Origin of the sequence: Cellulomonas sp. NPDC057328 (assembly GCF_042667215.1) — a bacterium.
GTDB lineage: Bacteria > Actinomycetota > Actinomycetes > Actinomycetales > Cellulomonadaceae > Cellulomonas.
Map to the genome: position 1 here is coordinate 18,607 of NZ_JBHUZW010000020.1, position 21,075 is coordinate 39,681.

Below are 21,075 nucleotides of genomic sequence, written 5' to 3' on the forward strand. Positions count from 1 at the left end.
CGCGCGGGCGACGCCGTCTCGCGGTCGCGCGCGTCCCGGCACGACGCGGGGCGGCTGCCCTAGCCTGGCGCGCATGGCCTCCAGCGTGACCCTCAGCGACGTGGCGCGTGAGGCCGGCGTCTCGCTGGCCACCGCGTCGCGCGCCATCAACGGCAGCGCCAACCGGACGGTGCGTCCCGACCTCCGCGAGCGCGTGCTCGCGGCGGCCGAGCGCCTGCGCTACACCCCCGACGCCAACGCCCAGGCGATGGCCCGCGGCCGCACGACGTCGCTCGGCCTGGTCGTGCACGACATCGCCGACCCGTTCTTCTCGTCGATCGCGGCGGGCGTCACGCAGGCCGCGGACCGCGCGGCGCTGCAGGTGACGCTCGCGAGCACGCAGCACGAGCCGGCCCGGGAGGTCGAGCTGGTGCGGCTGCTGCAGCGTCAGCGGGCGCGCGCGATCGTGGTCGCGGGCGGCCGCCACGACGACGAGGCGGAGAACGACGCGATGCGCGACGCGCTCGGTGACTTCCGCGCCGCCGGGGGCGCCGTCGCGCTCGTGGGGCAGCCGGTGCTCGGCGTGGACACGGTCGTGGTGGACAACGCCGCGGGCGCCGACGCGCTCGCCCGCGCGCTGCACGCCCGCGGCTACCGGCGGCCCGGGGTGCTCGGCGGCCCGCAGGACCACCTGACGGCGCGCGAGCGCCGGGACGCCTTCACGGCGGCGTTCGCCGAGCTGGGCGACCCGGTCGACCCGGCGCACGTGGTCACCGGCGACTTCACGCACGAGGGCGGCGAGGCCGCGATGCGTGAGCTGCTGCACGTCGGCCCCGACGTCGACGTGGTGTTCGCCGTCAACGACGTCATGGCGCTGGGCGCGCTCGCGGCGGCCCGCGACCTCGGCGTCCGCGTCCCGGAGGACGTGGCGCTCGCCGGCTTCGACGACATCCTCACGCTGCGCGACGTCGTGCCGCCGCTGACGACGGTCCGGGTGCCGCTCGTCGACGTCGGCGTCCTCGCGACCGAGCTCGCCCTCGAGGAGCACACGGGCACGCCCCGCCTGCGCACGGTCCCCACCGAGGTCGTCCTGCGCGCGTCGACCCCCGACCGCACGGCCTGAGGCTGCTCGGTCCGTTCGTCGGCGCGCTCCAACCACCGCGGGCGTCGCAGGACGAGGTGACCTGCCTGTCCCAGCGGCGTGTCGCCGGGGAGGAGGACCTCGTCCCGCGGGCGTACGCACATGGCACGCACGCTGTGCGTACGCCCGCGGGAAGGCATCGCCTCCCGTGCCGACACGCCCACCGGCGACACGCCGACGGGCGAGCGCACGCATGCAGGTCTCGCCCGCGGGGGTGCTGCGAGAGCATTCCTCCGTGGATCCGAGCGGCGGGCGAGCGGCAACGGTGCCGTCGCGTGCACTGCCGAGGGCGGACGTGAGCGCGGCGGCCCGCGGCGCGTGGTCCGCTCGGCTCGGACGGCGCGGCCGCGCGGGGATCGTCGGCCGGGTGCGGAGGGCCGTCGCGGGGGCGTCGCGTCGCGGGGCCGTGGTCCGCGGTGTCGCCGTGCTGGTCGTGCTGACGGCGTGCGGGCCGGGGGCGGGGCCGGTGTCGGAGCCGTCCGTGCCCGCGGCGGGCTCGTCCGCGGCGCGGGCCGGGGTGCCGTCCAGGGTCGCGTCCAGGTCGGAGGCGCTGCCCGCGGCGGTCGTCGACGCGCTGTCCGTCGAGGTCGGGCAGGCGCGCACCGACCGCCTGGCGCGGGTCGTCGAGCTGCGCGTGCGGAACGCCGGACCGGTCGACGTCCGCGTCGTCGAGGGCCGGCTGACGACCGCGACGACCCACCCGCCCGCCGTGACCGACCGGGCCCGGGAGGTGCGGGCCGGTGCGACGCGGGCGATGCGGGCCGCGCTCGCGCCGCCGGTGTGCCCCGACGACGCCACCGACGCGGCCGCGACCGACCCGCAGGCGGTCGTCGAGCTCGACGTGGTGGACGCCGCGGGCCGCGCGGGCACGGTCCGGCTGACGCCCACCGACGGCACCGACGAGCTGCGGCGCATCCACGGCGAGGACTGCGCGGCGCGGGCGGTCGCGTCCGGGCTCGCGCTCACGCTCGACGAGACCCTGGCGACGCGGCGGGAGGGCGACGCGCTCGTCGCCGACCTCGTGCTCCGCGTGCGAGCCGTGCCGGGCGGGCCGCACGTGCGCGTGCACGAGGTCGGCGGGACCACGCTGCTGCGACCCGCCGGCGCCCTCGGCGCGTGGGCCGTCGGCATCGACTCGGCGGCGCCGCCGCCCGACGGGCGCGTCGTGCTGGCCGTCGTCCCCGCGCGCTGCGACCTGCACGCGATCGCGGAGGACAAGCGGGGGACCGTCCTCGGCGTCCGGGCGGTCGTCGACGGCGTCCCGCAGCCCGAGACCTACGTGGCGGCGTCGCCGGCACTGCGCGGCGCCCTGCACGCGTTCGTCCTCGAGGCCTGCGGCGCACCCGACGACGCGCGCCGCTGACCGCGCACCCGACCCTCAGCGCGCCCCGACCTCGGCCCGGGCGCTGCGGCCCGCCATCAGGTCCTCCACGCCGAGCAGGTGCGTCGCCATGCGCAGCCGCGCGCGGTCCGGGTCGCGGGCGGTGATCGCCGCGAGGATCGCCTCGTGCTCCGCGGCGACACGGTCGCCCGCGACGTCGTGCAGCTCCTCCCACGCGCGGCGGCGCGCGTGCGTGCCGGCCAGGCCGTCGATGAGGGCGGCGAGCACCGAGTTGCCGGACCCGTCGGCGACGGCGCGGTGGAACGCGAGGTCCGCCGTGACCAGCGCCTCCGGGTCGGGCGCCGCGTCGACGAGCGCACGGCTGGTCTCGTCGAGAGCCGCTCGGGCCCGCGCGATCTGCGGGTCGGTCATCCGCAGCGCCGCGAGCCCCGCGGCCTCCGTCTCGAGCATCCGGCGCACCGCGTGCAGCTGCGCGCGGTCACCGGGGACGTCCGCGACGAACGCGAGCGGCGTCAGCAGCGTCGCCGGGTTGAGGTCGGTGACGTACGTGCCGTCGCCGTGCCGTGCCTCGAGGATGCCGAGGACGACCAGCGCCCGGACGCCCTCGCGCAGCGACCCGCGCGACACGCCGAGCTCGACGGCGAGCTCCTTCTCGGCCGGCAGCCGGTCGCCCGGGCGCAGCCCGCCGTCGAGGATCAGCCGCTGGATGTCCTCGACGACGCCCTGGGTGCGTGACACGTGCCCGCCCTCGTCCGGTCCGCTGTGACCGTCGACCTGGACGGTCGACCCGGTTCGATGCTAGCTCGCGGCGACGAGCGGGGGGATGCCGTAGACCTCGACCGCGGTGCGGCCGAGCACGCACGCACGCCCGGCGGCGTCCAGCCCGTCGAGCGTCGTCGCGACCGTGCACCACGCCTGCTCCCAGGACGCGTGCCCGTGCAGCGCGCTCGGCCAGTCGCTGCCCGCCATGAGGCGGTCCGGGCCGAACGTGGCGATCGCGTGGTCGACGGCGGGCCGGACGTCGTCGACGGTCCACCCGGGACCGGCGGCGCGGCCCAGCCCCGCGAGCTTCGCGACGACGTTCGGCGCCTGCGCGACCTCGTCGAGGGCCGCCGCCCAGCGGGCCCACGTCGCCGTGTCGCCGGCCCGCAGCGCGGCGAGCGGAGGACCGCCGAGGTGGTCGACGACGACGGTGAGCTTGGGGTGGCGCTCGGCGATCGTGGCGACGTGGCCGAGCAGCTCGGGCGTCGTCGCGGGGAGGTCGAGGACGAGGCGGCGCTCGGTGAGCACGTGCAGGCCGTCGTCGACGGCGTCCCGGACGAGCCAGCGGGCGTCGGCCTCCCGGTCGACGTGGTGGCTGACGCCCACGACGGGCTCGGCGCGCCAGTGGTCGAGCTGCGCCGCGGCCTCGTCGGGGCGGTCGAGGGGGACCCACGCGACGACGCCCACGACGTCCGGCGAGCTCAGCGCCTGGAAGAGGAGGTGCTCCGAGTCCGCGCGGTTGTCGGCGGACTGCACGAGCACCACGCCGTCCACGTGATGCTCGTGCAGCTCTCCGCCCACGTCGGCGACGCGGTACGCCCGGTGCAGGAGGGAGGGGTCCTGCGCCATCCACGGGTAGTGGACCGTCTCGGGGTCCCACACCTGCAGATGTGCGTCCACGACGTCGTAGGGCATGGTCCGACCGTATCGGTGCTCCGATGTCTGGAACGTCCCGCACGCCCGATCCTCATCCAACCCTCATCCAGCAGGTCGCGGGCAGGACAGACATCCGATGACTCAGGAGGTTGGGGTGCGGCGCCGGTTTTCTCGCCGACCTCCGGCGCCCGCGCCCGCCCGGCGTCGGCTCACCGCCCCACCGCGTACCCCTGCATGCCGCGCGGGTTCGCCGCCGCCTCGAGCAGACCGTCCGCGCGCACGCCCGCGGCGCTGATGCGCCCGAGCGACCACGCGCCCGCGTCCTGGACGTCGTGCCCGCGCGCGGCCAGCGCCGCGAGCACCTCGGCGCCCACGCGCGACTCCACCGCGAGCCCGCGCGGCGTGTGCGTGCGCGGGTGGAACGACCCGTGCACGTGCGTCGAGTGCCACGACGCGCCGTCGATCGCCGCCTGCAGGTCCGCGCCGCCGACGAGGTGGCGCAGCAGGAACGGCACGGTCCACTGGTCCTGCTGGTCGCCGCCGGGCGTCCCGAACGCGAACCCGGTGCCGCCGTCGCCGAGCACCAGCGCGGGGCTGAGCGTCGTGCGGGGACGCGTGCCGGGGACGAGGCTCGACGGCAGCCCCGGCTGCAGCCAGAACATCTGCGCGCGCGTCGGCAGCGCGAAGCCCAGGCCGGGGACGACGGGGCTGGACTGCAGCCAGCCGCCCGACGGCGTCGCGGACACGCGGTTGCCCCACCGGTCGACCACGTCGACGTGGCAGGTGTCGCCCGGCGAGAGGCCGATGGGCGAGACCGTCGGCTCGCCGAGGCCGTCGGCGGGCACGCCGCCGCCGGTCGCCGTGCCGCGGTCGGCGGCGGCGCGCGCCTCGACGAGCGCGCGGGGCAGCACCGCCTCCCGGCCGTCGGGGCTGCCCGGGCGGTACCCGCCGTCCGCCTCGGCCCCGACGAGCCGCGCGCGCTCGGCGGCGTACGCAGGGGACAGCAGCGCGTCGAGCGGGACGTCGCCGGAGTCGCCGTACCAGGCGTCACGGTCGGCGAACGCGAGCTTCGCGGCCTCCGTCACCAGGTGCACCAGGTCGGTGGTCGGCCCGACGGCCACCTGCCCGCGGGCCTCGGCCGCGACGACGTCGCGGACCAGCGCGTCCACGCCGAGGGCGTCGAGCAGGCGCAGCTGCTGCAGCAGCACCGGGCCCTGGCCCCACGCGGCGGTCTTGTGCACCTCGACGCCGGCGAACGGCACCGCGACGGTCGGCTCCTCGGTGGCGCGCCACGCGGCCAGGTCGTCGCCGCGCAGGAAGCCGGCGTGCGCGGAGCCCGTCGCGTCGTGCACCGGCGTGCCGGCGACGAACGCGTCGACCGCCTCCGCGACGAAGCCCTCGTAGAACGCGCGCCGCGCCGCCTCGATCTGCGCCTCGCGGTCCGGGCCGGCGGCCGCCGCCTCCGCGAGGAGGCGCTCGAACGTCGCCGCGAGGGCCGGGTTGGCGAACCGCGCGCCGGCCGCGGGCGCGGCGCCGTGCGGGAGGTAGACCTCGGCGCTCGTCGGCCAGTGCGCGGCGAACATGTCCGCGACGGTCGCGACCGTGCGCGCCGCGGCCGGCACGAGCGGGTAGCCGTCGCGCGCGTAGCCGATCGCCGGGGCGAGGACGTCCGCGAGCGGCAGCGTGCCGTACCGGGCGAGCAGGTCGAGCCACGCGCCGAACGCCCCCGGGACGACGGCCGCGAGGTGGCCGGTGCCCGGGACGACGTCCACGCCGAGCGCCGCGAACGCGAGCGGCGTCGCCGCGGCGGGCGCCGTGCCCTGCCCGACCACGACGAACGTCCGCCCGTCCGCGGCGCGGTGGCCGATGACCGGCACGTCGCCGCCGGGCCCGTTGAGGTGCGGCTCGACGACCGACAGCGTGAAGCCGGCCGCCACGGCGGCGTCGAAGGCGTTGCCGCCCGCCTCGAGCGTGCGCATGCCGACGGCGCTCGCGAGCCAGTGCGTCGAGCCGACCATGCCGAAGGTGCCCGTCAGGACGGGCCGGGTGGTGAACACCCGACGATCCTGCGCCGCCGGGCGGGCGGGGACCAAACGAGGCGCCGTGTCGGACCCCGCCCGTAGCGTCACGCACGACCACGCCGCACCACCCGGACCCAGGAGGACACGTGCACGAGACGCCGGAGGACGTCGACGCGCTGCAGGCCCTGCTCGACGCGTCCCTGTCCCGCTCGACCGCCCACCTGCGCTCGATCGTCACCGAGCGCAGCGTGCCGGCCGCCCAGCTCGTGCGCGTCCTCGACGGCATGTGCGTGCTCGCGCTGTCGACCGTCACCGCGTCGGGCGAGCCCCGCATCAGCGCCGTCGACGGGCACCTGCTGCGCGGTCGGTGGGTGTTCGGCACGGCGCGCACCGCCGCCAAGGCGCGGCACCTCGCGGCACGGCCCGCCGCGAGCGTCGCGCACCTGCGCGGCGAGGACCTCGGCGTGTTCGTGCACGGCACGGTCGAGGAGCTCAACCCGCTCGGCGGTCCGCCCGCCGACGACTGGCCGGAGGTCCTCGCGTACCTGCGGGGCTTCTACGGCGACGACGCGTTCGACTGGGACGCCGAGGTCGTCTACTACCGCCTGCGCCCGCGGTGGATGACGGCGTACGCGCCGGACGTGGCGGCGCTGCTGGCGTGACGGGGTGGCGGGTGCGGGGCCGCGGCGGTGCGGGCTCAGGCCGTGCCGAGCGGCTTCTGCAGGAGCGTCGCGCTGAACGTCGGGAAGTCGCGCCGCCCGACGGCCGTGAACCCGTGCCTCTCGTAGAGGGCCCGCAGCGCGGGGTTGGTCGTGCGGCAGTCGAGCCGCAGCAGCCCGACGCCGGCCGTGCGCCCGCGCGCCGCCGCCCAGGCGAGGAGCGCCCCGCCGAGGCCCGTGCCGACGCGCGAGCGCGCCGTCATCAGCCCGTGCACGTACACCGCGGGCGTCGGGTCGTCGCCCCAGAAGTCGGGGTCCGACCACAGCAGCCGCAGCGTCCCGACGACCTCGCCCGGACCGCCGCGCACGACGTGCCACTCGCCGGCCGCGAGCTGCGCCTCGACCCTGGCGCGCGGCAGCGACCCGCGCGGCCACTGGACGACGCCGGCGCCCTCCATCCACTCCTCGAGGGCGGCGCGCAGCGCGAGGATCGCGTCGACGTCCTCGGCCCGCGCGGGCTCGACGACCGGGGCCGCGGTCACGCGCCCCCCGGGAAGCCGAGCACCCGCCACGCCTCGTACGTCGCGACGGCGGCGGCGTTGGACAGGTTCATCGACCGGCGCCCCGGCAGCATCGGGATCCGCACGCGGTCGGTCACGCGCGGGTGGTCGACGACCTCGTCGGGGAGCCCCTCGGGCTCCGGGCCGAACAGGAGGACGTCGCCGTCGCGCCAGTCGACGTCGGTGTACCAGCGCTCCGACCGCGTCGTGAACGCGAGGACGCGCGCGTCGGGCAGGGCGTCCAGCAGGGCGCCGAGGTCCGGGTGCACCACCACGTGCGCGAGGTCGTGGTAGTCGAGGCCGGCGCGGCGCAGACGGGCCTCGGACAGGTCGAAGCCGAGGGGCTCGACGAGGTGCAGGGTCGCGCCCGTGCCGGCGCACATGCGGATCGCGTTGCCCGTGTTGCCCGGGATCCGCGGCTCGAACAGGGCGACGTGCAGCACGGGTGCATCCTGCCACCCGGGCGTGGGCGTGGGCGTGGGCGTGGGCGCCGGTCGCCCGGGGCGTCCGGTCAGGCCTGCGCGGGTGCTCGGTCCTGCGCAGCCAGCAGCGCCGCGGCGGTGCGCCGCGCGAGAGCAGCGGGCTCGGCCGGCGTGCCGCGCAGCAGGCTCGCGAGCACCCCGTTGTAGAGCAGGAGCAGCGCGTCGGCGGTGCCGGCGGGATCGGCGTGGCGGGCGTCGGCGGCGAGCGCGACGAGGCGGTCGGTGACGAGCTGCGTGTCCTGCCGGACCAGGTCGAGCACCGGGTCGGCGGCGGGGTCGGCGGGCACGGGCCGCTCGGACGCCGTCGCGAGGAAGCAGCACCACTGGGTCGGCCCGCTCGCGGCGCGGAACGTCGCGACGGCGTCGAAGACGGCGAGCAGCCGGTCGCGCGGGGTGCCGGCGGCGGCCACCGCGGCGTCCCAGTGCACGAGCCACGCGTCGAGGCGGCGCCGGAGCACGGCGTGCAGCAGGTTGTCCTTGGACCCGACGTGCTTGTAGAGCGTCACGACGGCGACGCCCGCCGCGGCGGCGACGGCGTCGACGCCGGTCACGGCGATGCCGTCGCGGAAGAACAGCCCCTCGGCCGCGTCGAGGATCCGTTCCCGGGTGTGCTGCGGGTCCGCCATGCCGCTAGCGTAACGATCGTTATGGTGAAACGAGCGTTATACCGGGGCGGTGCGCGATGACGACGACCACGGGACGACCGGCGACCGCGGGGCGGCCGACGACGGGCGCCGTCGTCACGGTCGCCGGGATGCTGCTCGTGGCGACCACGTACGGCATGGCGCGGTTCGGCGTCGGCCTGTTCGCACCCGCGCTCGCGGACGAGCGCCCGCAGCTGGCCGACGTGCTCGGCTGGGCCGCCGCCGCGCAGTTCACGTCGTACTCCGTCGCGGCGCTCGCGGCGGCGCGCCTCGTCGACCGGCGCCCCCGCGCCGGGCTCGTCCTCGCGGGGCTCACGGCGACGGCCGGGTGCCTCGGCGTCGCCGTCGCCGGGACCCCCGCGGTGCTCGTCGCGGCCGTGTTCGTCGCCGGGATGGGCGGCGGCTTCGCGTCGCCCGCGCTCGTGCCGGTCGTGGACGCGGTCGTGCCCGCCCGGGCGCGGCCGGCCGCGCAGTCGGTGGTCAACGCCGGCACCGCCGTCGGGGTGGTGGGCGCCGGCCTCGTGTCCGCCGGCGCCCCGGCCCTGGCCCCGGCGTGGCTGCTCATGGCCCTGCTGTGCGCGGGGACGGCCGCCGCGGCGTGGTGGTCGGCCCGCTCCGTCGGCGCGCGGCGGGCCGGGTCGGTCGAGTCGGCGGCGCCGGGTGCCGGGGCGTCCGTCGGCGCGGGGGACGGCACCGCCGGCGGGCCGTCCGTCCGCGCGGACGACGGCACGGCTGCCCGTGCGCACGACGCGTCCACCGGGTCCGCCGACCACCGGCCCGCCCCCGCCCGGTGGCCCCTCCTCGCACCCGCCGCCGCGGCCGTCGTCGTCGGCGCCGGGTCCGCGCTGACGTGGACCTTCGGACCGCTGCTCCTCACCGCGGCGGACGCGGTGCCGCCCGCGCGGGTCGGCTGGCTGTGGATCACGCTCGGCGCGGGCGGCCTGCTGGGCGTGCTGACCGGGGCGCTCGTGGCCCGGCTCGGGCTGCGGCGCGCCTGGTGCGCGTGCGCGGCGGCGCTGGCGCTGGCGACCGCCGGCGTCGCGCTCGCGGTCGCGACGGCCGTGCCCGCGCCCGCCTACGCGGGCACAGCCCTGTTCGGCGCCGCCTACATGGCGGCGTCGGGCGTGCTGATCCTGTGGGCGCGCCAGGTCCGGCCCGCGGGCGCCGGCGCCGCCACATCGGTGCTCTTCGTCGCGCTGGCGACCGGGCAGGCCGCGGGCTCCGCCGGGTTCGGCGTCGCGCGCGGCGTGCTCGACCCGGTGGTGCTCGCCGTCGTGGCGGTCGCCCTGTGCCTCGTCGGCGGCGTCGGCGCGCTCGTCAGACCGCGGGGTACTGCTGCCCCTTGAGCAGCCGCGCGAGGTGCGCCGTGTTCGCGGCGAGCGTCCGCGTCGTCGTGGTCACCGTCTCGGGCGTCTCGTCGAGGTCCTGGTAGTCGGTGCCGCCCATCGCCTCGCCGACCCAGTACGTGATCGCCGCGGCGGGGATGGTGAAGCCCACGTCGTTGAGCGCCTGGAACAGCTCGGCGCTGACGTGGTGGGCGCCGTCCTCGTTGCCGACGACCGCGACCGCGGCCACCTTGCCGTACGTCAGCAGCCGGCCCTCATCGTCCTGCTCGGACAGCTCGGCGTCGAGCCGCTCCAGCGCACGCTTCGTCACGCTCGACGGCTGGCCCATCCAGATGGGCGTCGCCATGACGAGGATGTCGGCGGCCATGACCTTCTCGCGGATCGCCGGCCACGCGTCGCCCTCGCCCATGTCCTTCTGTACGCCGGGCTTCACGTCGTGGTCGACGACCCGGACCACCTCGCCGGTGACGCCGTGCGCACCGAGCGCCGCGAGCACCTGCCGGCCGAGCAGCTCGGAGCTCGACGGGCTCGGCGACGGCGTCAGCGTGCCGACGAGGACGAGGGCGGTCAGGTCGGGCGCGGGGGTGTCGGTCGTCATGCGCACCAGCCTGCGTCGCCCCGGTCGTCGCCGCGACCGCAGCCGGGCGGCACGCCTGCCCTCGCCCGCCCGATCTTCCGGGGTAAGGCAGCAGGGGGATGAGCGCGCCAACTGCGCCGACGAGGGCAACGACGAGCAGGGCGACGACCGCGAGGAGGACGACGAGGTTGTTCGCCACACGCAGCAGAGGGCCCTCCGGGACGAACGTGGCCCCCTTCTGGCCCCTTAATAGGGGAACTTGACGACGACCGCGCCGTGCCGGCCCACCGCTTCGTCCGAGCGCACGACCGTCACCATGCGCCCGCTCTCCAAGGACGCCAGAGCACCCTCAAGCGCGGGCACCGGGCACGCGAGACGGATGGCCAGTCGGTGCAAGGTGACGTCGAGCCGTCCGTCGGCCTGCCAGTCCAGCAATCCCATGACATCCTCCGCCAACGCCGCGTAGCCGACCGTGGCCGTCTGCCGCGCGCGGCGCAGCTCCTCCGGGTCGATGCCGGCCCGGTGCCACGCCTGCTGCGGTGCAGGGTGCGGGAAGACCACACGGGTTTGCGCGTCGTCGAGGGCGAGGATGCGCAGCGCCACGTACGCGTCGACGTGCTCGTCCCACGTCGTCAGCGGGCGACTGCCGTCGCCCCAGGCGTGCAGCGCCAGGCGCGTGGACGCACCGGCCGGTGCGTCGCTCCAGTCGAACGAGGTGCGCGCCACCAGCTCCTCCACGGTCGCCGGACGCCCGAGGAGTTTCAGGCCCCACAGGAGACGCGCGAGGGATCCCGTCCCCAGGATCTGTTCGCTCCATCCGGCCTGCGTCGCTGCTCCGATCGCGTGGAGCCATGCGCAGCCGGGCGTGGTCAGACGTCGGTCCTCCGCCAGCCTCGGCGGTTCGAGGTCGAGGGGGTTCGTGCCGCCCTCGACCGGGTCGGGGTACAGCTGCAGGAGCCACTGCTCGACGGGGAGCCGTGCGAGGTCGGCGCCGCCGTCGTCGTCCTCGCTGTCGTAGCGCCCGCGAGCCAGGACGACCACCCGCACGTGCCGCATGCCTGACAGGTCGATCTCACCACCGGCTTCGTCCGGGTTGCCGTACAGGGTCAGGATCGCGTCTTCGGAGTCCAGCGCCCGATAGACCAGCTCCGCGCGGTCCTCCCACCCCGCCTGCCACGGAGGTCGCGCGTCCCACCGCTCCACGCGTACCTGTGCCCGGACGTCGCGCGCACCGGTGGAAAGCAGGATTTCACCGGGGACGCTCCCGGCGAAGCTGCCTCTCGCACCGGACGACGGGGATGTCGCCGGCATCATCCACATCGCACCCGAGTCCACCAACACGGTGCACTCGAAGAACTCGACCGCCTCGTACCCGGCCACCCGACCTCCCTGTGCCTCGAGGCAAGCATCGAGCAGTCCGCGCCCATCACGAACGTGCACATGGGTGAATCCGCCTGACTGGCGCTGTCTGCGACCGCTGATCACAGGCAGGTTTGGGCGACGTGTGCGTCCCTCAATCCGCGCGATGCGCTGGCATCTCGACGGTGGCGAGCCGCGGCAGCTCGAGGAGTGCCGCGACCGCGTGCCGTAGAAGCGTGTGATCGATTCCTCCGGTGTAGTGGGCCGCGTCAGCCGCCGGACCCGACCGGGTCATGTCCGTGCTGGAGCACACCAGCAGCATCGCGACTGACGTCCGCGCCCAGCCCGAGCGATACCGCGACGCTGTCGCCGGCATGCACGCGGTCGGGCTGCTCCCGGTCGTGATGGGCGATCAGGGCGGCGACGGTGGCGCCGAGGTGGGTGCGGCCGGCGAAGTAGTTCGCGCCAGCAGTGTGCGTGCGGTGGCGTGCCTCGCGGTTGAGCAGCTGCAGGACGACGTGAGCGGCGTGCTGGCCGGCTGCGGCGGTGCGCCGCGGCGCGCAGCGATCGCACTGCTCCGGCCCCAGGGGTGCGTGTGCACCCCCGGGGACGGCAGAGGTCACCCGCCGGAGAACACCTGCAGCAGGATCTCGACGCGGCGTTCGATCGACTCGGCGAAGATCGGCGACGCGACGACTTCACCGACGACACGTCGAACGGCCAACCTAGTCACCACCTCGAGTAGACGACGACTCCGTGCGCGAATCCCGGTCTGTGATCTCTTCGCGCCATGCGTGTCGATCAGCGCCACCCGTCCGGGGACAGACTGCGGACCGGGTCGCGCGCGGCACCGCTGCTAGCGTGCCGGGCGGCCGAGGACGTGACGGGGCGTGCGGGGGACGGATGGGCGACGTGGTGGGCCGGGCGGGCGACGAGGGGCACGGGGCCGGCGGTGAGCCGGTCGTGGGCGGGCGCGTCACGACCGGCCTCCCGGCTGCCCGGGACGGCGGTCTCGTGCTGCGGCTGGACGCACCGGCGCGGGAGTGGACCGACGGGTTCCCGGTCGGCGACGGACGCGTCGGCGCGATGGTCGCCGGCGGCACCGCGCACGAGCGGCTGCAGGTGAACGACGACACGTGCTGGTCGGGCGCGCCGGGCGTGCCCGACCTCGCGCCGCTCGCGGCGCCCGACGGCCCGGCCGCGGTGCTCGCCGCGGCCCGACGCGCGCTCGCGGACGGGGACGTCCCCGCCGCCGAGCAGCACGTGAGCCGGCTGCAGTCCGGCTACACGCAGGCGAACCAGCCGCTCGTCGACGTCCTGCTGACCCATCCCGACGCCGGCGACCCGCAGGCGTACCGCCGCACGCTCGACCTCGCCGACGGCGTCGCGACGACCGCGTGGACCGCCGGCGACGGCACGCCGTGGCGGCAGGACGTGCTCGTCAGCCACCCCGACGGCGTCCTCCTGCTCGACCGCCGCGCGCAGGATCCGGTGGACGGCTCCGCTCCGGCGGACGGCACGGCTCCGGCCGACGCCCCCGGCCCGCTCGTCGTCGCGCTCACCACCCCGCACCCGTGGCTGCGTCGGCCCGCCGCGACGCCCCGCCCGCTGCCGGCCGGCGCCGCGGGCGTCGTCGCGCTCGTCCGGATGCCGGCGCGCGTGCTGCCGGACTACCTGGACGTGCCGGAGCCGGTGTCCTACGACGGCCCCGGGGTGCTGGCGGCGGTCGCGCTCGCGGTCGTCGCGGACGGTGCCGGTGCCGTGACCGTCGTGGACGGCGCCGTCGAGGTCACCGGCGCCGAGCGGGTCCGGGTCGTCCTGGCGACGGCCACCGACCACGTCGTCGCCGACGCGCGCCTGCACGGCGACGCCGACCGCGTCGTCGCCGAGGCCGTCGCCCGGCTGACCGCGGTGCTGCCCGACCTCGACGGCGTCCCGGCGCGGCACGTCGCCGACCACCGGTCGCTCATGGGCCGCGTCGACCTGCACCTCGGTGCCGCCCCGGCCGACGCGCCGCCGGACGCCCCGCTCGACGCGCGGCTCGTGGCGCACGCGCGCGGCGGCGCCGACCCGCACCTCGCGGTGCTCGCGTTCCAGCACGGCCGGTACCTGACCGTCGCCGGCTCGCGGCCCGGCACGCTGCCGATGCACCTGCAGGGCATCTGGAACCCGCACGTGCAGCCGCCGTGGAACGCGAACTACACGATCAACATCAACACCGAGATGAACTACTGGCCGACGCTCGTCGGCGACCTCGCCGAGTGCCACGAGCCCCTGCTCGCGTGGCTGGACCGCCTCGCCGTCGCGGGGCAGCGGACGGCGCGCGAGCTGTACGGCGCGCGCGGCTGGGTGGCGCACCACAACAGCGACCCGTGGTGCTTCAGCGCGCCGGTCGGCGCGGGCCGCGACAGCGCGAGCTGGTCGACGTGGCCGTTCGGCGGCGTGTGGCTGGCGCGGCACGTCGTCGACCACCACGACTGGACGGGCGACGACGACGCGCTGCGCCGGCACTGGTCGGTGGTCCGCGGCGCGGCGCTGTTCCTGCTCGACTGGCTCGTCCCGCTGCCGGACGGGTCGCTCGGCACGGCGCCGGCGACGAGCCCGGAGAACCAGTACCTGCTCGCGGACGGCACGGTGGCGAGCGTGGGCGTCGCGACGACGTCGGACCTGGCAATGGCGCGCGAGCTGCTCGAGCACGTGCGACGCCTCGCCGCGGTCGCCGGTGACGACGACGCCGACCTGCGGGCCGCCGTCGACGACGCCCTCGACCGGCTGCCCGCCGAGCGCGTCGCCCCCGACGGGCGCCTCGCCGAGTGGTCCGCCGACGTCGTCGACGCCGAGCCGGGGCACCGCCACCAGTCGCACCTGTACCGGGTGTTCCCGGGCACGTCGATCGACCCCGACCAGGCGCCGGAGCTCGCCGCGGCGGCGCGGCGCACGCTCGACGCGCGCGGCCCGGACTCCACCGGGTGGTCGCTGGCGTGGCGGCTCGCGCTGCGGGCGCGGCTGCGCGACCCGGACGGCGTGGCGGCCCTGGTCGACGCGTTCCTGCGCCCGGTCGACGCGGACCTGGCCGACGCCGCGCGGGCGGGGTGTGTGCACGACGGCCCGGCGCCGCGGCACGCGGGCGGCGTCTACCGGTCGCTGCTGTGCGCGCACCCGCCGTTCCAGGTCGACGGCAACCTGGGCTTCACCGCCGGCGTCGCCGAGGCGCTGGTGCAGGCGCACCGGGTCGACGACGACGGCGTGCGCGAGGTGCACCTGCTGCCTGCGCTGCCGGCCGCGTGGCCCGACGGGCACGTCCGCGGCCTGCGCCTGCGCGGCGGCGTGCGCGTCACCGAGCTGGTGTGGCGCGCGGGCCGCGTGACGCGCGCGGTGCTGACGGCCGACCGGCCCACCGCGGTCCGCGTCCGCACGGCCGACGACCCGGCCCGCGTCCCCCTCGACCTCCCGGCGGGCAACCCGGTCACGATTCCCCTCTGACGGCCCCCACCCCACCGCCGCCCCACCACCGCCACCGCCCCACCGCCGCCGACGTCCACGGCGAACGGGCTCTGGTGTGCGCTTCGGCGCCCGCATGCGCACACCAGACCCCGTTCGGCACGGACACGCGGCGTGACGGGGCCGGGTCCGGGTCGGGCGGGCGGCGGGGAGGTGGGGCGGTGCCTCAGGTGCGGTACGGGGCCGTGGACTCGCGGACCACCAGCTCGGTGGCCAGGTCGATGCGCAGGTTCGCGGGGTGCTCGCCGCCGGCGAGGCTGAGCAGCATCTGCGTGGCGGTGGCGGCCATCTCGCGCAGCGGCTGCCGCACGGTCGTCAGGGACGGGCCGAGCCACTGCGCCAGCGGGATGTCGTCGTACCCGACGACCGAGAGGTCCTCGGGGATGCTGAGGCCGAGCTCGCGCGCGGCGCGCATGACGCCGAGCGACTGGTAGTCCGACCCGGCGAAGATCGCGGTCGGCCGGTCGGGGCGGGACAGCAGGTCGATGCCGTGCGTGTACCCGCCGAGCACGTGGAAGTCGCCCCAGCGGGTGAGCGCGGGGTCGGGCCGGATGCCGGCCTCCTCGAGCGCGCTGCGGTACCCGTCGACGCGCGCGCGGGAGCAGAGCACGTCGGCGGGGCCGGCGATGACGCCGATGCGGCGGTGCCCGAGCGAGAGCAGGTGCCGGGTGGCGATGAGCCCGCCGTTCCAGTTGTTCGAGCCGACGGTCGGCACGCCGGCGGGCGGCTCGCCCCACGTGTCGACGACGACGAACGGGATGGACCGCGACTCGAGCTGGTGGCGCTGCGTGGCGTCCAGGGACGACAGCACGAGCAGCACGCCGAGCGGGCGCCGCGCGAGGATGTCGTCGATGAGGTCCTGCTGCGGCCGGTGCGACCCGCCCAGCTCGGACAGCACGACGCCGACGCGGCGCGCGGACGCGGCGTCCTCGACGCCCTTGATGACCTCCTGCGCCCACGCGTTGTCGAGCTCGTGGAAGACGAGGTCGATCAGCGACGGGTCGGTCGAGGTGCGGGCGCGGCGGCGCCGGTAGCTGTGCTCCTCGAGGATCGCCTCGACCCGCGCCCGGGTGGTGGGCGCGACGTCGGCCCGCCCGTTGAGGACCTTGGACACGGTGGGGACGGAGACACCCGCCAGCGCCGCGACGTCCGCGATGGTCACCGCGCGCACGTCGCCCGTCGGTTCGGTGGATGCGGTCACCGCGTCCCCTTCGGTCACGCCTGCGCAGCCGTTGCGCAAGTTTCGGCTGCGACCGTAGCACCCGGGGGCGGCCGCGGTCAGCACTCGGGCGAAACGGCCCAAGGTCTCGGTTCGGTCACCGGGGTTGACGTGTGTGCAAACGCTTGCCTAGGTTGTCGGCCACAGGATTTCGGGCAACATGCCGAAAGTTTCCGATACCACAAGGATGTGGGGTTGCCAGTGTCGGCACAGCAGGAGGACGTGCGAGCGCCCGCCGTGGACGGCGGGCCGCACGCGACGTCCGGGGCGCCCGTCCCGGCCCGGGTGGCCGCGCGGCGTCGTGCCCGCGTGGACGAGCTCGTCGCCGCCATGACGCCCGAGGAGAAGGTCGCCCAGCTCGTGGGCCTGTGGGTCGGCGCGGACGCCTCCGGCGGCGGCGTCGCCCCGCACCAGGCGGACATGAGCGGCACCGTGCCGGCGTGGTCCGACGTCATCGCGCACGGCCTCGGCCAGCTCACGCGCCCGTTCGGCACCGCACCCGTCGACCCCGTGGTCGCGGCCCGCTCGCTCGCGGCCAGCCAGCGCGACGTCGTCGCCGCCAGCCGCTTCGGCATCCCGGCCCAGGTGCACGAGGAGTGCCTCACGGGCTTCGCCGCCTGGACCGCGACCACCTACCCGACGCCGCTCGCGTGGGGCGCGTCGTTCGACCCCGACCTCGTCGAGGAGATGGCGACCCGGATCGGCGCGTCGATGCGCGCGGCCGGCGTGCACCAGGGCCTCGCGCCCGTCCTCGACGTCACCCGCGACTACCGCTGGGGCCGCACCGAGGAGACGATCGGCGAGGACCCGTACCTCGTCGGCCTCGTCGGCGCCGCCTACGTGCGCGGCCTCGAGAGCACCGGCGTCGTCGCGACGCTCAAGCACTTCGCCGGCTACTCGGCGTCCCGCGCCGGGCGCAACCTCGCGCCCGTCTCGATGGGCCCGGCCGAGCTCGCCGACGTGATCCTCCCGCCGTTCGAGGTCGCCCTGCGGCACGGCGGCGCCCGCTCCGTCATGCACTCGTACGCCGAGATCGACGGCGTGCCGGCCGCCGCGGACGAGTGGCTGCTCACCGACCTGCTGCGCGGGCGCTGGGGCTTCGAGGGCACCGTCGTCGCCGACTACTTCGGCGTCGCGTTCCTGCAGAGCCTGCACGGCGTCGCCGGCTCCCGCGGCGAGGCCGCCGGGCTCGCGCTGCACGCCGGCGTCGACGTCGAGCTGCCGTCCGTCGACGCGTACGGCGCGCCGCTGCTCGCGGCGCTGCGCGACGGCGCGGTGGACGCGGCCCTCGTCGACCGCGCGCTGCGCCGCGTGCTCGACCAGAAGGCCGAGCTCGGTCTCCTCGACGAGGACTGGGCCCCGGAGCCGCCCGCCGGCGACGCCGTGACGCTCGACGACCCGGTGAGCCAGGACGTCGCGCTGCGCCTGGCGCGCGCGTCGGTCGTGCTGCTCGAGAACCGCGACGGCGTCCTGCCGCTCGCACCCGGTACCCGGGTGGCGGTCGTCGGGCCGCTGGCGGACGACCCGATGGCGATGCTCGGCTGCTACACGTTCCCCGCGCACGTCGGCGCGCAGCACCCGGACGTCCCGATGGGCGTCGACGTGCCCAGCGTGCTGACCGCCCTGCGCGAGCGCCTCGGCGACGTGCCGACGGCCCGCGGCTGCGACGTCGAGTCCGAGGACCGGTCCGGCATCGACGCGGCCGTCGCCGCGGCGCGCGACGCGGACGTCGTCGTCGTCGCCGTCGGGGACCGCGCCGGCCTGTTCGGCCGCGGCACGTCGGGCGAGGGCTGCGACGCCACCGACCTGCACCTGCCCGGGCAGCAGGGCGACCTCGTGCGCGCGGTCCTCGCGACCGGCACCCCCGTCGTCCTCCTGCTGCTCACCGGGCGGCCGTACGCGGTCGGCGACCTCGCCGAGGGCGCGGCCGCGGTCGTGCAGGCGTTCTTCCCCGGGCAGCGCGGCGGCCAGGCCGTCGCCGAGGTGCTGACGGGTGAGGTCGTGCCGTCCGGCCGGCTGCCCGTCAGCATGCCGCGCGACCCGTCGGGCCAGCCGGGGACGTACCTGTCCCAGCCGCTCGGCCGGCGCTCGGGCGTCTCCGACGTCGACCCGACGCCCCTGTACCCGTTCGGCCACGGCCTGTCGTACACGACGTTCACGTGGTCCGGCGCGCGCGCCCTCGACGGCGACGTCTGGCCCGTCGACGGCACCACCCGCGTGGCCGTCGACGTCACGAACGACGGCGACCGCGCCGGCACCGAGGTCGTCCAGCTCTACCTGCACGACCCGGTCGCGTCGGCGGTGCGTCCCGTCGTCCGGCTCGTCGGGCTCGCGCGGGTCGACCTGGCGCCGGGGGAGGGCGCGACCGTCGAGCTGACGGTCCACGCCGACCTCGCGTCGTTCCCGCGCCGCGACGGCACCCGCGTCGTGGAGCCCGGGGACGTCGAGCTGCGGCTCGCCCGTTCCAGCGCCGACGCGGAGCACGTCGTCCGCCTGCGCGTGGACGGCCCCGTCCGGACGGTCGGCGACGACCGTCACCTGCTGAGCACGGCACGCGTGCTCCCCATCACCGGAGGGCGGTGACCTCATGACCGTGCACGACCCCCTGCCCGCGGGGCAGACCACGTCGGCGACGCCGACCGGGGGCGGCTCCGGCCCGGCCGCGGCGGCCACCATCGGCATGGTCGCCGGTGCCGCCACGCCGGGACGACGCCGGTTCGGGCGCGACCGCCGGCACGACCGCGGCGCCCGCACCAGCTGGCGCAAGGCGCTGCGCCGCGACTGGCAGCTCTACTCGCTGCTCGTCCTGCCGCTCGTGTTCTTCGCGATCTTCCGCTACGTGCCGATGCTCGGGAACGTCATCGCGTTCCGCCGCTTCCGGCCCGGCGGCTCGATCTTCGGCGAGGAGTGGGTGGGCCTGCACTACGTGCGGATGTTCATCCAGGACCAGACGTTCTGGAACGTCTTCCAGAACACGCTGATCCTCGGCGTCCTCAGCCTCGTCATCATCTTCCCGCTGCCCGTGGTGCTCGCGCTCATGCTCAACGAGCTGCGCTCGAGCCGGTTCAAGCGGGTCATCCAGACGATCTCGTACCTGCCGCACTTCATGTCGGTCGTCATCGTGGCCGGCCTGGTGTTCCAGCTGACGGCGGTGCGCGGCACGATCAACCAGGTCATGACGGCGCTGGGCAGCAGCCCGGTCGCGTTCATGCAGCTGCCCGAGTGGTTCCGCACCGTCTACATCGGCTCGGAGATCTGGCAGACCGTCGGGTGGGGCACGATCCTCTACCTCGCCGCCCTGTCGACGATCGACCCGCAGCTCTACGAGGCCGCGCGGATCGACGGCGCGAACCGCTGGCGCCAGACGTGGCACGTCACGCTGCCCGGCATCCGGCCCACGATGGTCGTGCTGCTCATCCTCAACATCGGCACGTTCATGGCGGTCGGGTTCGAGAAGATCCTGCTCCTCTACAACCCCCTGCTGTTCCCGACGGCCGACGTCATCGCGACGTACCTGTACCGCGTCGGCATCGGGTCCAGCCAGTTCTCCTACGCCACGGCCATCGGCCTGTTCGAGGCGATCATCGGCCTCACCCTCGTCCTGTCCGCCAACGCGATCTCGCGCCGAGTGGTGGGAGCGTCCCTGTGGTGACCACCGACGTCACACGCCTCGACGAGAGGCTGTCCGCCTCCACGGTCCGCGGCGTCAAGGACACGCGCGCCTACACGGCGTTCCGCGTGGTCAACGCGACGCTGCTCGTGATCATCGCGGCCGTCACGCTGTACCCGTTCGTCAACCTGGCCGCGCAGGCGTTCAGCTCCGAGGCGTACATCAACGCCGGCCAGGTGAACCTCTGGCCCAAGGGCTTCAACCTCACGACGTTCGACCTCGTGATGAGCGACGGCATGTTCTGGCGCAACTACCAGAACACCGTCTACTACACGGTGGTCGCGACGCTCGTGGCGATGGTGCTGACGACGACGTTCGCGTACGCGATCTCCAAGCACCACCTCAAGGGCCGCAAGGTGTTCATCGGCATCGCCGTGTTCACGATGTTCTTCAACGGCGGCCTGATCCCGAACTACGTCCTCGTGAACGAGCTCGGCCTGCGCAACTCCGTGTGGGCGATCGCGCTCCCCAACGCGATCAGCGTGTTCAACCTGCTCGTCATGAAGTCGTTCTTCGAGAGCTTCTCGACCGAGCTCGAGGAGGCCGCCGAGATCGACGGCCTGAGCACGTACGGGAAGCTGTGGCGCATCGTCCTGCCGCTGAGCAAGGCGGTCATCGCGACGATGGTGCTGTTCTACGCGGTGTCGTTCTGGAACTCGTGGTTCGCCGCGTTCCTGTACATGGACCACCGCGAGCTGTACCCGGTGACGGTCTACCTGCGGAACCTCATCGCGGGCGCGACCAGCGTGGACGGCGCCGCCGGGTCGGCCGAGGCGACGCAGATCGCCGCGAACGTCAAGGCGGTGACGATGCTCCTCACCGTCCTGCCGATCGTGTGCCTCTACCCGTTCATCCAGAGGTACTTCGTGTCGGGCGTGATGCTCGGCTCGGTCAAGCAGTGACGTACGTCCCGCGGTCCGTCCCGGCCCGCGGCCCA

General features: G+C 75.8%; 18 protein-coding genes. 8 read left to right on the forward strand and 10 right to left on the reverse strand.

The annotated features are described in order from the left end of the window. The first annotated feature begins 73 nt into the window (after window positions 1–73). Complete coding sequence (locus tag ACFUMH_RS05990) at window positions 74–1,102, forward strand: LacI family DNA-binding transcriptional regulator (protein WP_378201905.1); 1,029 nt, start codon at window positions 74–76, stop codon at window positions 1,100–1,102. A gap of 442 nt (window positions 1,103–1,544) precedes the next feature. Further along, window positions 1,545–2,483: a hypothetical protein gene (locus tag ACFUMH_RS05995; RefSeq protein ID WP_378201908.1), complete on the forward strand. Its 939-nt coding sequence runs from the start codon at window positions 1,545–1,547 to the stop codon at window positions 2,481–2,483. Window positions 2,484–2,498: 15 nt separating this feature from the next. On the opposite strand, the gene ACFUMH_RS06000 is transcribed toward ACFUMH_RS05995, so the two are convergent. The 3 genes from ACFUMH_RS06000 to ACFUMH_RS06010 form a co-directional block, all read right to left on the reverse strand. Continuing rightward, window positions 2,499–3,200 (reverse strand): FadR/GntR family transcriptional regulator, encoded by a 702-nt coding sequence (locus tag ACFUMH_RS06000; RefSeq protein ID WP_378201911.1) that lies wholly within the window; start codon window positions 3,198–3,200, stop codon window positions 2,499–2,501. A 60-nt stretch (window positions 3,201–3,260) separates the two neighbouring features. Further along, window positions 3,261–4,139, reverse strand: coding sequence for an amidohydrolase family protein (locus tag ACFUMH_RS06005; RefSeq protein WP_378201914.1), 879 nt, complete (start codon window positions 4,137–4,139; stop codon window positions 3,261–3,263). A gap of 170 nt (window positions 4,140–4,309) precedes the next feature. Beyond that, entirely contained in the window at window positions 4,310–6,118 is a 1,809-nt protein-coding gene (locus tag ACFUMH_RS06010; RefSeq protein WP_378201967.1) for a gamma-glutamyltransferase family protein, read from the reverse strand. Window positions 6,119–6,267: 149 nt separating this feature from the next. Here ACFUMH_RS06010 and ACFUMH_RS06015 point away from each other — a divergent pair, with 149 nt between their 5' ends. Continuing rightward, complete coding sequence (locus ACFUMH_RS06015; protein ID WP_378201917.1) at window positions 6,268–6,783, forward strand: pyridoxamine 5'-phosphate oxidase family protein; 516 nt, start codon at window positions 6,268–6,270, stop codon at window positions 6,781–6,783. Window positions 6,784–6,818: 35 nt separating this feature from the next. Here the strand turns inward: ACFUMH_RS06015 and ACFUMH_RS06020 are convergent, their stop codons facing one another. From ACFUMH_RS06020 to ACFUMH_RS06030, 3 genes are all read right to left on the reverse strand, one after another. After that, window positions 6,819–7,322: a GNAT family N-acetyltransferase gene (locus ACFUMH_RS06020; protein ID WP_378201920.1), complete on the reverse strand. Its 504-nt coding sequence runs from the start codon at window positions 7,320–7,322 to the stop codon at window positions 6,819–6,821. Continuing rightward, window positions 7,319–7,783, reverse strand: a complete 465-nt coding sequence (locus ACFUMH_RS06025) for a tRNA (cytidine(34)-2'-O)-methyltransferase (RefSeq protein ID WP_378201923.1) — start codon at window positions 7,781–7,783, stop codon at window positions 7,319–7,321. The genes ACFUMH_RS06020 and ACFUMH_RS06025 overlap by 4 nt, the downstream gene beginning before the upstream one ends. A gap of 68 nt (window positions 7,784–7,851) precedes the next feature. Continuing rightward, a complete protein-coding gene (locus ACFUMH_RS06030) occupies window positions 7,852–8,448 on the reverse strand; it encodes a TetR/AcrR family transcriptional regulator (RefSeq protein ID WP_378201926.1) in 597 nt (198 codons plus the stop codon). A gap of 56 nt (window positions 8,449–8,504) precedes the next feature. Between ACFUMH_RS06030 and ACFUMH_RS06035 the strand changes: the two genes are divergently transcribed. Then, window positions 8,505–9,812 (forward strand): MFS transporter, encoded by a 1,308-nt coding sequence (locus ACFUMH_RS06035; protein ID WP_378201929.1) that lies wholly within the window; start codon window positions 8,505–8,507, stop codon window positions 9,810–9,812. Here ACFUMH_RS06035 and ACFUMH_RS06040 read toward each other — a convergent pair. The 3 genes from ACFUMH_RS06040 to ACFUMH_RS06050 all read right to left on the reverse strand — a co-directional run bounded on the left by ACFUMH_RS06040 (window position 9,784) and on the right by ACFUMH_RS06050 (window position 12,371). Then, window positions 9,784–10,410: a flavodoxin family protein gene (locus tag ACFUMH_RS06040; protein ID WP_378201932.1), complete on the reverse strand. Its 627-nt coding sequence runs from the start codon at window positions 10,408–10,410 to the stop codon at window positions 9,784–9,786. The genes ACFUMH_RS06035 and ACFUMH_RS06040 overlap by 29 nt on opposite strands. Before the next feature lie 225 nt (window positions 10,411–10,635). Next, on the reverse strand, window positions 10,636–11,769 hold the full coding sequence (locus tag ACFUMH_RS06045) for a hypothetical protein (protein ID WP_378201935.1): 1,134 nt from the start codon (window positions 11,767–11,769) through the stop codon (window positions 10,636–10,638). A 248-nt stretch (window positions 11,770–12,017) separates the two neighbouring features. Then, window positions 12,018–12,371 carry a hypothetical protein gene (locus ACFUMH_RS06050; protein ID WP_378201938.1) on the reverse strand — a complete coding sequence of 118 codons (354 nt, stop codon included), beginning with the start codon at window positions 12,369–12,371 and terminating at the stop codon, window positions 12,018–12,020. 280 nt (window positions 12,372–12,651) lie between these two features. Here ACFUMH_RS06050 and ACFUMH_RS06055 point away from each other — a divergent pair, with 280 nt between their 5' ends. Continuing rightward, complete coding sequence (locus tag ACFUMH_RS06055; RefSeq protein ID WP_378201941.1) at window positions 12,652–15,231, forward strand: glycoside hydrolase N-terminal domain-containing protein; 2,580 nt, start codon at window positions 12,652–12,654, stop codon at window positions 15,229–15,231. A gap of 184 nt (window positions 15,232–15,415) precedes the next feature. Here the strand turns inward: ACFUMH_RS06055 and ACFUMH_RS06060 are convergent, their stop codons facing one another. Then, window positions 15,416–16,450, reverse strand: coding sequence for a LacI family DNA-binding transcriptional regulator (locus ACFUMH_RS06060; protein WP_378201944.1), 1,035 nt, complete (start codon window positions 16,448–16,450; stop codon window positions 15,416–15,418). Between the two features lie 348 nt (window positions 16,451–16,798). Between ACFUMH_RS06060 and ACFUMH_RS06065 the strand changes: the two genes are divergently transcribed. The 3 genes from ACFUMH_RS06065 to ACFUMH_RS06075 all read left to right on the forward strand — a co-directional run bounded on the left by ACFUMH_RS06065 (window position 16,799) and on the right by ACFUMH_RS06075 (window position 21,040). Continuing rightward, the gene (locus ACFUMH_RS06065; RefSeq protein ID WP_378201970.1) at window positions 16,799–19,051 is read left to right on the forward strand and encodes a glycoside hydrolase family 3 N-terminal domain-containing protein; all 2,253 of its coding nucleotides are present in this window, start codon (window positions 16,799–16,801) and stop codon (window positions 19,049–19,051) included. 97 nt (window positions 19,052–19,148) lie between these two features. Beyond that, the gene (locus ACFUMH_RS06070) at window positions 19,149–20,120 is read left to right on the forward strand and encodes an ABC transporter permease (RefSeq protein ID WP_378201973.1); all 972 of its coding nucleotides are present in this window, start codon (window positions 19,149–19,151) and stop codon (window positions 20,118–20,120) included. Continuing rightward, window positions 20,117–21,040 (forward strand): carbohydrate ABC transporter permease, encoded by a 924-nt coding sequence (locus ACFUMH_RS06075; RefSeq protein WP_378201947.1) that lies wholly within the window; start codon window positions 20,117–20,119, stop codon window positions 21,038–21,040. The genes ACFUMH_RS06070 and ACFUMH_RS06075 overlap by 4 nt, the downstream gene beginning before the upstream one ends. Window positions 21,041–21,075 lie beyond the last annotated feature (35 nt).